This is a genomic window from Streptomyces sp. NPDC039462 (genome assembly GCF_055639375.1).
On the sequence record NZ_JBVKAO010000004.1, the window covers coordinates 158,861 to 170,536 of the forward strand.

Sequence of the window (11,676 nt, forward strand, 5' to 3'; positions counted from 1 at the left end):
GCAGAAGCCGGTCAAGAGGTCGGCGCTTCCTCACGCCGTCATCAACGGCGCGTCCTCCCGCCACTTGAGGATCTTGTCGAAGCTGATCACCGCACCGCTCCTGCCCGGCTTGTTGCCGAGGTGGACGTGGTCGGCGAGTTCTCTGATCAGGCACAGGCCCCGGCCGTGCTCGTCCGTCTCCGCGGCGGGCGGCCGGGGCGCGGGACAGCCGCGCGCCGTGCCGGGAAAACCGGGCCCGGAGTCGTCCACCTCGATGCGGCACTTCTCGCCGTCCAGGTAGGCCGTGACGCGGTATCCACCCGGTGCGGATCCGGGCGCGCCGGCGCCGCCGTGCTCGACGGCGTTGGCACACGCTTCGCTGAGGGCGACCGACAGATCGTAGGAGACGTCGGGGTCCACGCCCGCCGTCTCCATCGTGCCGATCAGCAGCCGGCGGGCGAGCGGAACGCTCGCGGCCTCGCGCCGCAAATGGAGAGACCACCAGATGCTCATGCTCCAGCCTCCTGGCTGCGGCTCGACATACCGATACGTATTGCCGCGCGCGCCCCCGAATAAGCGCCCGAAGGACGTGAGACCGCCCATACGGCGGACGCGCGCCCCCCGTCAGCCGGTGTAGGACGGCGGGACGGAACGCGGCGCTCGCACCGCCGCAGGCCCACCAGAGCCGCACCCATCACCTGGAACAGGACCTTCCGGACCTGCCGTACGCATGGGGCGGGCCCAGTGCGATGATGGCCCGGCCATGACTGCCCCCCACCAGCGCCTGCCGCGCGACGGAGCCGACCTCCGGCTGCTGAGGGCCGCGACGTTCGCCGCGGTCTGCGTCGTGCTGTCCGCCGGGGGCCATGTGCTCGCTTCCTGCGTCGCCGTCCCTCTGTGGACGCTGGGCGCGGGCTTCCTCGTCGTCCTCGCGGTCGCGCTGCCGCTCGCCGGGCGGGCCCGCTCGCTGCCCGGTATCGCCGCGCTGCTCGCGGTGGGACAGCTCGCTCTGCACGCCCTGTTCGGCCTCGGCCAGCACGGCATGGGAGCGGCGACCCCCATGAACGGTGACGCGTCCCTCGTGGAGCGGGCGGCACGCCTTGTCTGCGGGGCGGGCGCGGCGACGATCACGCCCGCGCAGGCCCACCGGATCCTCACCACCGCCGGGCTCGGACCCGGCGGCGCGGGCGCTTCCGGAGCGGGTCAGTCCGCCGGGCATCAGCACGGCCGGTCCGCCGCCGCGGCCGCGGACACCGCGCTGGACTCGGTCGCGGCCGGCGCGTCGCACACCGGTGGCATGGGGTCGACGGGCGCGATGGCGCTCGTGCCGTCCCTGCCCATGCTCGTCGCCCACATCCTCGCGGCCCTCGCCGCCGGCTGGCTGCTCCGCAGCGGCGATCTCGCGCTGCTCCGCCTCGTCCGGCTCGCCAACGGAGCGCATGGTGTCGCGGAAGGGGCGCTCGTACGCTCCCTGCGCTCGGCTCTCACTCTCGTACGCGCCCTGCGGGCGGGTCTGCCCGGCGCGCCCGAGACAACCGGCCCGCGCCCTCCGCGCACCACGCTGCTCGTGACGCCGAAGCCGCGCACCGTCGCGCTGGAGGACGCGGTGATCAGGCGCGGTCCCCCGGCCGGGGCCCACGACGTCGAACTCGCCGCCTGACGCGACACGCTCCACACCGCTGCACGGAGAACACTCCACACCGCAGTACGGAGGGGTCGCTCGGCGCGCACGCGCGCGTGCCCGACGCGGCCGCGCCCACCCCTCGTACTGATCACCACTGACGAAAGTGGAGTGTCCCTGTCATGAAGATGTCCCGTATCGCCGCTGCCGGCACCGTCGCCGCCTCCGCCGTCCTCGTTCTCTCGGCGCCCGCCTTCGCGCACGTCAGCGTCTCGCCCGAGGGCCAGGCCGCCAAGGGCGGGTACGCCACGGTCAACTTCAAGGTGCCGAACGAGATGGACGACGCCTCGACCAACAAGCTCGAGGTCTCCTTCCCGGCCGACCACCCGCTCGCCTCCGTGATGACGCAGCCCGTCCCCGGCTGGACCGCGAAGGTCACCAAGAGCAAGCTCGACAAGCCGCTGGAGATCCACGGCGAGAAGATCGACGAGGCCGTCACCAAGGTGACCTGGACCGCCGACGGCAAGGGCATCCAGCCCGGCACCTTCCAGAAGTTCCCGGTCTCGATGGGCCAGTTGCCCGAGGACACCGACGAACTCGTCTTCAAGGCCGTCCAGACGTACGACAACAAGGAAGTCGTCCGCTGGATCGAGCCGCAGCAGAAGGGCCAGGAGGAGCCGGAGCACCCGGCGCCCGCCCTCCCGCTGACCGCCGCGTCCGACGGCCACGGCGGTGGCGCCGACACCGCGAAGTCGGACGACAAGTCGCACGACACGGAGAGCGCGTCGTCCGACTCCGACAGCAGCGACACCACCGCCCGCGTCCTCGGCATCGTCGGCATCGTCATCGGTGCCGCGGGCCTCGCCTTCGGCGTGGTCGCGGGCCGCCGTCGCGTCACCGGCTGAGCCGCCGGCCGAGCCACCCGCGGGGCGCACCGGCGCGGCGTACAGCCGCCCCGGTGCGCCCCGGCCCCCCTCACATCTGGGACATTTTCGTATGCGCACCAAGAGCTCGAAGAGCTATGCGAAGAGCACCGACAAGAAGCTCGCCGCCGCTGCCCTGCTGGCCGTGGCCGCCCTCACCCTGACCGCCTGCGGCGGTGGTGACGACAACAAGAAGCCGGTCGCCGAGGTCTCCGTGGAGACCGACTCGGGCAAGGCCGCCACGGTCCTGGACAAGCCGTACAAGAAGCCGGACCTCGTCCTCACCGACACGCACGGCAAGAAGTACGACCTGCGCGAGGAGACCAAGGGCAAGCCGACGCTCATCTACTTCGGCTACACGCACTGCCCCGACGTCTGCCCGCTGACGATGAACAACATCGCGGTCGCCAAGAAGGCCCTGCCCAAGGCCGACCAGGACAAGCTGAAGGTCGTCTTCGTGACCACCGACCCCGAGCGTGACACCCCCGCCGAGCTCGGCAAGTGGCTCAAGGGCGTGGACGCCGACTTCATCGGCCTGACGGGAGACTTCGACACCATCCAGGCCGGTGCCCGCCAGCTCTCCATCAGCATCGAGCCGTCCAAGAAGGACAAGAAGGGCAAGATCGTCTCGATGCACGGCACGCAGGTCTTCGCCTTCTCCCCGAAGAACGACGCGGGATACGTCCTGTACAGCGACAAGGCCACCGCAGGCGACTACACCAAGGACCTGCCCAAGATCGTCAAGGGACAGACCCCGTGAACCACCGCACCACCAAGCACCGCACGCTCGCCGCAGGGGCCATGGCGCTGACCGCCGCGCTGGCCCTCGCGGGCTGCGGTGACGACTCGGGCTCCGGCTCCGGGGACACCCCGAAGAAGCCCGAGCTGAAGGTCAGCGGGGCCTATGTCCCCGAGCCCACCATGGACGACATGGCGGCGGGCTTCTTCACGCTGACGAACAAGGGCAGCGCCGACCGGCTCACCTCCGCCACCAGCGACATCGCGGGCGCCGTCACGCTGCACAGCACCAAGGGCGGCGCGATGAAGGAGGAGAAGTCCTTCGACGTGCCGGCGAACGGCGAGCTCGACTTCGCCAGCGGCGGCAACCACCTGATGCTCGAAAAGCTCAAGCGCAAGCCGAAGCAGGGCGAGAAGATCGCCATGACCCTGCACTTCCAGAAGTCGGACCCGATCACCGTCGAGGTTCCGGTCAAGGAAGCGACGTACAGCCCCAAGCAGCACAAGTCGCACTGAGGGACGGATCGTTGATGCAGACCATCGCTCCCCGCTCCAGGGTCGTTTCCCGGGCCGGTACAGCTCCCCGCCTCTGGCGGCTCCTTCTGGTGCTTCTCGCCGCGACCGGCGTCTTCCTCGCCGGTGCCGGGCCCACGTCCGCGCACGCCGCGCTGACCGGCAGCGACCCGAAGCAGGGAGCGGTGGTCGACAAGGCCCCCGACCAGGTCAAGCTCACCTTCTCGGAGAAGGTCGCCATGTCGGACGGCTCGGTGCGGGTGCTCGACCCGTCCGGGAAGCGGGCCGACACCAAGAAGACGACGGACCTGGGCGCCAACACGTACGGCGTGAAGCTGCGTCCGGGCCTGCCCGACGGCACCTTCACCGTCGCCTACCAAGTGGTCTCAGCCGACAGCCACCCCGTCGCCGGTGCCTTCACCTTCTCCATCGGCGCGCCCTCCGACACCACGGTCGCGCTGCCCGACCAGGAGGCCGGCGGCGGCCTGGTCGGCACGCTCTACGACATCGTGCGCTACTTCTCGTACGCCGGGTTCATCCTGCTCGTCGGCGGCGCAGCCTTCGTCCTCGGCTGCTGGCCGCGGGGCGCCGGGGTGCGGCCGGTGCAGCGGCTGGTGACGGCCGGCTGGGTCGCGCTCACCGCCTCCACTCTCGTCCAGCTGCTCCTGCGCGCCCCCTACACCGGCTCAGGGAAGCTCGCCGACGCCTTCGACATGGGCAAGCTCGGCGACGTGCTCAACACCAAGACGGGCGCCGCCCTGGTCTCCCGGCTGCTGTTGCTCGCCGCCGCCGCGCTGTTCATCGCGGTGCTCTTCGGCGCGTACGAGAAGCGTGAGGACCCGAAGGAGAAGAAGGACCTCACCTTCGGGCTCGCCATCGGCGGCACCGTCGTCGCCATCGGCATCGCGGCGACCTGGGCGATGGCCGAGCACGCCTCGACCGGCATCCAGGCGGGCATCGCGATGCCCGTCGACGTCCTGCACCTGCTGGCCGTCTCCGCCTGGCTCGGCGGACTCGCGTCGCTGCTCGTCGCGCTCTTCCGCACGACCTCGGTGGAGGCGTCGGCCGTGCAGCGGTTCTCGACCGTGGCGTTCACCAGCGTCGTCGTGCTGGCGGCGACCGGCACCTATCAGTCGTGGCGGCAGGTCGGCTCGTGGTCGGCGCTGACCGGCACGTCGTACGGACAGCTGCTCCTCGTCAAGATCGGTCTGGTCGTCGTCCTGGTGGGCGTCGCCTCCGTCTCGCGGCGGTGGACCGGACGGATCGCCGCCGAGGCGGGCGGCATGGCTCCGGAGAGCGCCGCCGCCGTGGTCGTCGAGCAGCGCGCGAAGCAGTCGGCCAAGCAGGCTTCGAAGCAGGCCCAGAAGAAGCCGGTCACGGTACCGGCCTCCTCCGGAGACGCGGGCGACGACCCCAAGCGCTCCGCCCAGCTGGCGCGCCAGCAGGCCGCCATGGACAGCGCCCGCGAGAAGCGCCTCCGCGACGCCGACCCGCACCGCTCGGGCCTGCGCCGCTCGGTGCTCACCGAGGCCGGCATCGCCGTCGTCCTGCTGGCCGTGACGACCCTCCTCACCACCACCGAGCCGGGCCGCACCGAGGAGGAGGCCGCCAACGCCACCGCCGCGGCGGCGACGCAGCGCTCCGGACCGCTCAAGCTCAAGGTGCCCTTCGACACGGGCGGCACCGACGGCAAGGGCGCCGTCCAGCTGGACCTCGACCCCGGCCGCGGCGGCAGCAACACCCTGCACCTGTATGTGAAGCGTCCCAACGGCAGCGCCTTCGACGTCCCCGAGGTGAAGGTCTCCTTCACCCTCGAGTCGAAGGACGTCGGCCCGCTGCCCGTCGCCCCGGACCGCATCGCCACCGGGCACTGGACCGCGAACGGCGTGCAGATCCCGATGGCAGGCAAGTGGAAGATCGCGGTGACGGTGCGGACCTCCGACATCGACCAGGTCACCGTGAAGAAGAACGCGCAGATCGGCTGAACGGAACAACCATGGCGGACAACGGGATTTCCAGGCGGCGGCTGCTCGGCACCGCCGGCGCGACGGGCCTCGCGCTCGGCGCGGCGGGCGGCGCCGTCGGATACGCGGCGGCCCCGGACGCCTCGGCGGACTCCGCCGACGCGTCGCGGACGGAGCTCGCCTCCGTGGGCGCCGAACAGGTGATGTTTCACGGGAAACATCAGCCCGGCATCACCACGCCCCTCCAGGCCCGTGGCCACCTGGTCGCGTTCGACCTGACGGCGGGCGCGGGCCGCAAGGAGGCGGCGGCTCTGCTGCGCCGCTGGTCGGCGACGGCCGAGCGGCTGATGGCGGGTGAGCCGACCGGCGGGGCGGACACGGCGGTCGCCCGGGACGCCGGCCCGTCCTCGCTGTCCGTCACGTTCGGCTTCGGTGCCTCCTTCTTCTCCCGCACGGGCCTGGAGAAGCGGCGCCCTGCCGCCCTCGCCCCGCTGCCGGACTTCTCCTCGGACCACCTCGACAAGGCGCGCAGCAACGGCGACCTCTGGGTGCAGATCGGCGCCAACGACTCGCTCGTCGCCTTCCACGCGCTGCGCGCGATCCAGCGGGAGGCGGCCGGTACCGCGCGCGTGCGCTGGCAGATGAACGGCTTCAACCGCTCGCCGGGCGCCACCGCGCGGCCGATGACGACCCGCAACCTGATGGGTCAGGTCGACGGCACGAACAACCCCAAGCCGACGGAGAAGGACTTCGACGAGCGGATCTTCGTGCCGCGCGACGGCGACCCCTCCTGGATGGCGGGCGGCTCCTACGTAGTCGTACGCCGTATCCGGATGCTCCTCGACGACTGGGAGAAGCTGGACCTGAAGGCCCAGGAGGCGGTGATAGGGCGGCACAAGTCGGACGGCTCACCGCTGACCGGCGGTACGGAGACGACCGAGCCGAAGCTCGACGCGACCGGCCCGGGCGGCAAGGTCGTCATCCCGCTCGACGCGCACGCCCGCATCACCCGGCCCGACCAGAACGGCGGCGCCGCGATGCTGCGCCGCCCGTTCTCGTACCACGACGGCTTCGACGCCAAGGGGGAGCCCGACGCGGGGCTGCTCTTCGTCTGCTGGCAGGCGGACCCGATGCGCGGCTTCGTCCCGGTGCAGCGCAAGCTCGACCGGGGCGACGCCCTGTCGGAGTTCATTCGGCACGAGGCGAGCGGCCTGTACGCGGTGCCGGGCGGGGCGGCGAAGGGCGAGTACGTGGGGCAGCGGCTCCTGGAGGCGTAGGGCGGCGCGCGCTGTTGGCGGTCTACGTAGAGGGCCGGGCCTTGTCGGTGGTCTACGTAGAGGGCGGGGCCTTGTCGGTGGTCTACGTAGAGGGCGGGCGCTGTCCGTGGTCTACGTAGAGGGCCTTCGTACGCGTGTACGTGAGGCGGGCGCCGCTCTGTGAGACGCGTGAGCCGGGCCACGTCGGGCCCATTAGGGTGACGGTATGTCGGCGACGCGCTATACGTACCTGGGCCCCGAAGGCACTTTCACCGAGGCGGCTCTCCGCACACTGCCCGAGGCGGCCGCCCGGGAACTCGTCCCGATGGTCTCCGTGCCCGCCGCGCTGGACGCGGTCCGCGGCGGCGAGGCGGCGGCGGCGCTGGTGCCGATCGAGAACTCGGTCGAGGGCGGCGTCACCACCACCGTCGACGAGCTCGCCAAGGGCGACCCCTTGATGATCTACCGCGAGGTCGTGCTGCCGATCGCCTTCGCGCTGCTCGTGCGGCCCGGCACGAAGCTCAAGGACATCAAGACGGTGACGGGCCACCCCGTGGCCCAGCCGCAGGTCCGCAACTGGCTGGCCGCGCACCTGCCCGACGCCCTGTGGGAGTCGGCGGCGTCGAACGCGGACGGCGCCCGGCTGGTCCAGGAGGGCCGCTTCGACGCGGCCTTCGCGGGTGAGTTCGCGGCGGCGACGTACGGCCTCGAACCGCTGGTCAGCGAGATCCACGACGCGGCGAACGCCGAGACCCGCTTCGTGCTGGTCGGCCGCCCGGCCCGCCCCGCCGCGCCGACGGGGGCCGACAAGACCTCCGTCGTCATCTGGCTGGGCGACGACCACCCCGGTGCCCTGCTCGAACTCCTCCAGGAATTCGCCGTGCGGGGCGTCAACCTCATGCGCATCGAGTCACGACCGACGGGCCAGGGCATCGGCAACTACTGCTTCTCGGTGGACGCCGAGGGACACATCACGGACCGCCGCGTCGGCGAGGCCCTGATGGGACTCAAGCGGATCTGTCCGCAGGTGCGCTTCCTCGGCTCGTATCCGCGGGCCGGAGTGTCGACAGAGGACGTCAGGCCGCTGCGACCCGGCACGACGGACAGCGAGTTCATCGCGGCGTCGGACTGGCTGGCGCACTGCCAGGACGGCCGTTTCTAGCCAGCCCCGCGCCACCTTCTGGTGGCGTCCCCGCGGCCATTCCTGCGGTCCTACCTGCAGATTTACGTTGTCCACAGAAGTTATCCACAGGCGCGCGTCTCGACCTGGGGACAAGTCGACAACGAAGCGCGACATGGTCGACAAATCGGCCCACAGCCCCCAAGTCCGTCCACAGGCCCGCACGTCACCCCTCGTCCACTCTTTTCTATTGATCAACTCTTTAGAGCGAGGCATTTCCACTCGAAAGAGGGTGTGCGGGTGGTTTGGGAAGGGATTCCCCGTGCGTGTGAGGAGCTTTGGAAACGGCCCGTTCCGACATCCACAGATCTTTCGCACACCCTGTGGATAACCGTCCGGAGGCGCTGGTTCCTGTGGACAACCGCGGTGGACGGACCGCCCAAGTCCCGCCTCCCGCAAGGGGTTCCGGTCAAGGCCGCAGACACGCTCTGCCCCCTTTCGGGGAATAGTGCCCTTTTTATTGACCGCAGGTCGGACTGCCCGGGACGGAGCTTTTCCGGCCGACCCGAAGCGGGAATTCACATTCCGGCAAACCGGGCATAACGTACACAATGGAATATGGAGTCGTGGGCCGGAAGCGCGCACCGGTAGCCTTGAGGGGTGATTGACCTTCGCCTGCTCCGTGAGGACCCCGACCGTGTTCGCGCCTCCCAGCGCGCCCGTGGAGAGGACGTCGCACTTGTCGACGCCCTGCTCTCCGCCGACGAGCGTCGCAGGTCGTCCGGCCTCCGCTTCGACGAGCTCCGCTCCGAGCAGAAGGCGCTCGGCAAGCTGATCCCCAAGGCCGCGCCCGAGGAGAAGCAGGAGCTCCTGAAGAAGGCGGGCGAGCTCTCCGCCGCGGTCAAGGCCGCCGACGCCGCCCAGAACGAGGCCGACGAGGAGACCCAGCGCCTCCTCAAGCAGCTGGGCAATCTCGTCCACCCGGACGTCCCCGTAGGCGGCGAAGAGGACTTCGTCGTCCTCGACACGATCGGCACCCCCCGCGACTTCGCGGCCGAGGGCTTCGAGCCGAAGGACCACCTGGAGCTCGGCGAGGCGCTCGGTGCCATCGACGTCGAGCGCGGCGCGAAGGTCTCCGGCTCGCGCTTCTACTACCTCACCGGTGTCGGCGCCCTGCTGGAGCTCGCCCTGGTGAATGCCGCGATCGCGCAGGCCACCGAGGCCGGCTTCATCCCGATGCTGACGCCCGCCCTGGTCCGCCCGCGCGCCATGGAGGGCACCGGCTTCCTCGGCCAGGCCGCGGAGAACGTGTACCACTTGGAGAAGGACGACTACTACCTGGTCGGCACCTCCGAGGTCGCGCTCGCCGGTTACCACATGGACGAGATCATCGACGCCGACAAACTGCCCCTGCGGTACGCGGGCTTCTCGCCCTGCTTCCGCCGCGAGGCCGGCACGTACGGCAAGGACACCCGCGGCATCTTCCGCGTCCACCAGTTCGACAAGGTCGAGATGTTCTCGTACGTCGACCCGGACGACGCGGAGAACGAGCACAAGCGTCTCCTGGAGTGGGAGAAGCAGTGGCTGACCGGCCTCGGCCTGCCCTTCCAGGTGATCGACGTGGCGACGGGCGACCTCGGCGCGTCGGCCTCCCGCAAGTTCGACTGCGAGGCCTGGATCCCCACCCAGGGGAAGTACCGCGAGCTGACCTCGGCCTCCAATTGCGACGGCTTCCAGGCGCGCCGCCTCTCGGTGCGCATGCGTGACGGCAAGAAGATCCAGCCGCTCGCGACACTGAACGGCACGCTGTGCGCCGTCCCGCGCACGATCGTGGCCCTCCTGGAGAACCACCAGCAGGCCGACGGCTCCGTAGTGGTGCCCGAGGTGCTCCGTCCGTACCTCGGAGGCCGAGAGATCCTGGAGCCCATCGCCAAGTGAGCCACCCTGCTCCGGTCACGCCCTCCTTCCCGTACAAGCTGGTCGCGACCGACCTCGACGGGACGCTGCTGCGCCCCGACGACACGGTTTCGGAACGGACGCGCCAGGCGCTCACCGCGGCCACCGCGGCGGGCGCCGCGCACATCATCGTCACCGGCCGTGCGGTGCCCTGGACCCGCCACATCCTCGACGACCTCGGCTACGACGGCCTCGCGGTGTGCGGCCAGGGCGCGCAGGTCTACCACGCGGGAGAGCACCGCCTGCTCACCTCCGTGACGCTCGACCGGCAGCTGGCGGGCCTGGCGCTCGCCAAGATCGAGGCGGAGATCGGGCCGCTCGCCCTCGCGGCGAGCCGTGACGGCCTCGAGGGCGAGGTCCTGGTCGGCCCGGGATACGCGGTCCAGGACGGCCCGCTTCCGGCCGTCCCCTTCACGGACGTCGCCGACCTGTGGGCCGCTCCGCTGAACAAGGTCTACATCCAGCACCCCGGTCTGAGCGACGACGCCCTCGCCGAGGTGGCGCGCAAGGTCGCGGGCGACCTGGTCGGCGTGACCATGGCGGGCGAGGGCATAGTCGAGCTCCTGCCCCTCGGCCTCTCCAAGGCCACGGGCCTCTCCCTGGCAGCACGCCGACTGGGTGCGAAGGCCGTGGACACGATCGCCTTCGGCGACATGCCGAACGACATCCCGATGTTCGCCTGGTCCGCGCACGGCGTCGCCATGGCCAACGCCCATGACGAGCTCAAGGCCGTGGCGGACGAGGTGACGACGTCGAACGAGGCGGACGGCATCGCTGTGGTGCTGGAGCGCCTCCTCGGCTGACCCGAGGCGCGCGGCCGCGCCCCGGATCCGCTCCGGGGCGCGTGCCACTCCTCCGTGCCACTCCGCTGGGCCTACTCCTCCCCGGCCAGCTTCAGCGTCCTGAGCTTCTGCCCCGCGTACCAGGTGGCGAGCGCGGTGACCGCGACCAGCAGAACCGTCGCGGCCGGCAGACCGACGTCCGAGGTGATCAGGTCGCCCTCGCCGACCTTCTGGGCCACGGCGAGGGACCACTGCTGCACGCTGAGCGTGCGGGCCCCGGAGACCAGCGACCCGAAGAGGGCCTCCCACACCAGGGCGTAGACGAGCCCGAAGACCACGGCGTGCCGGGTGACCGTGCCGAGCAGCAGGAAGATCGCGGCGTACGTGATCGAGGCGACCAGCGCCGCGATGGTGTAGGCGATGGCGATCTGCTGGCCGTTGCCGTTCAGGATCATCCCCGAGATGAAGGTGGGGATGGCGGAGAAGGCCATGGTCACGGCAATGGCGACGATCAGCTTGGTGAAGATGATCGTGGGGCGCTTGACCGGCTTGGACAGCAGATAGACGACCGATCCGTCGTCGATCTCCGGGCCGATGGCGCCCGTGCCCGCGATGACGCCGATGATCGGCACCATGGTGGCGAGCGCGAAGCCGCCAAGGACGTCGACGGCCACTTGGTCGTCGGCGCCGCTGAAGCCGCGTACGGCGGCGGAGATGGCGATCAGCAGGACGGGCAGGGCGAAGAGGATCAGAGCCCGGCGGCGGCCGAGCAGGGCCCGGTAGGTGAGCCGGGCGACTGTGGGGTTGTACACGATGGCTCCCTT

At 70.7% G+C, this 11,676-nt stretch carries 11 protein-coding genes; 9 read left to right on the top strand and 2 right to left on the bottom strand.

The features are described from left to right. Positions 1–30: 30 nt before the first annotated feature. Positions 31–492, bottom strand: coding sequence for an ATP-binding protein (locus tag ACZ7LU_RS23090; RefSeq protein ID WP_468715117.1), 462 nt, complete (start codon positions 490–492; stop codon positions 31–33). A 250-nt stretch (positions 493–742) separates the two neighbouring features. On the opposite strand from ACZ7LU_RS23090, the gene ACZ7LU_RS23095 reads away from it, so the two are divergent. From ACZ7LU_RS23095 to ACZ7LU_RS23135, 9 genes are all read left to right on the top strand, one after another. Continuing rightward, positions 743–1,639, top strand: a complete 897-nt coding sequence (locus ACZ7LU_RS23095; RefSeq protein ID WP_468561927.1) for a hypothetical protein — start codon at positions 743–745, stop codon at positions 1,637–1,639. A 143-nt stretch (positions 1,640–1,782) separates the two neighbouring features. Next, a complete protein-coding gene (locus ACZ7LU_RS23100; RefSeq protein ID WP_398301717.1) occupies positions 1,783–2,505 on the top strand; it encodes a YcnI family protein in 723 nt (240 codons plus the stop codon). Positions 2,506–2,596: 91 nt separating this feature from the next. Then, entirely contained in the window at positions 2,597–3,283 is a 687-nt protein-coding gene (locus ACZ7LU_RS23105) for an SCO family protein (protein ID WP_471149114.1), read from the top strand. A gap of 41 nt (positions 3,284–3,324) precedes the next feature. Further along, a complete protein-coding gene (locus tag ACZ7LU_RS23110; RefSeq protein WP_398302598.1) occupies positions 3,325–3,777 on the top strand; it encodes a copper chaperone PCu(A)C in 453 nt (150 codons plus the stop codon). Positions 3,778–3,791: 14 nt separating this feature from the next. After that, on the top strand, positions 3,792–5,759 hold the full coding sequence (locus ACZ7LU_RS23115) for a copper resistance CopC/CopD family protein (protein WP_471917873.1): 1,968 nt from the start codon (positions 3,792–3,794) through the stop codon (positions 5,757–5,759). An 11-nt stretch (positions 5,760–5,770) separates the two neighbouring features. Continuing rightward, entirely contained in the window at positions 5,771–7,015 is a 1,245-nt protein-coding gene (efeB, locus tag ACZ7LU_RS23120) for an iron uptake transporter deferrochelatase/peroxidase subunit (RefSeq protein ID WP_471917874.1), read from the top strand. A 205-nt stretch (positions 7,016–7,220) separates the two neighbouring features. Next, positions 7,221–8,156 carry a prephenate dehydratase gene (pheA, locus tag ACZ7LU_RS23125; RefSeq protein WP_468301771.1) on the top strand — a complete coding sequence of 312 codons (936 nt, stop codon included), beginning with the start codon at positions 7,221–7,223 and terminating at the stop codon, positions 8,154–8,156. 618 nt (positions 8,157–8,774) lie between these two features. Beyond that, positions 8,775–10,052 (top strand): serine--tRNA ligase, encoded by a 1,278-nt coding sequence (serS, locus tag ACZ7LU_RS23130; RefSeq protein ID WP_468561934.1) that lies wholly within the window; start codon positions 8,775–8,777, stop codon positions 10,050–10,052. Then, a complete protein-coding gene (locus ACZ7LU_RS23135) occupies positions 10,049–10,873 on the top strand; it encodes an HAD family hydrolase (RefSeq protein ID WP_398301728.1) in 825 nt (274 codons plus the stop codon). Before serS ends, ACZ7LU_RS23135 begins: the two co-directional genes overlap by 4 nt. Before the next feature lie 71 nt (positions 10,874–10,944). Here the strand turns inward: ACZ7LU_RS23135 and ACZ7LU_RS23140 are convergent, their stop codons facing one another. Beyond that, entirely contained in the window at positions 10,945–11,664 is a 720-nt protein-coding gene (locus tag ACZ7LU_RS23140) for an ABC transporter permease (RefSeq protein WP_468561938.1), read from the bottom strand. Between the last annotated feature and the right edge of the window lie 12 nt (positions 11,665–11,676).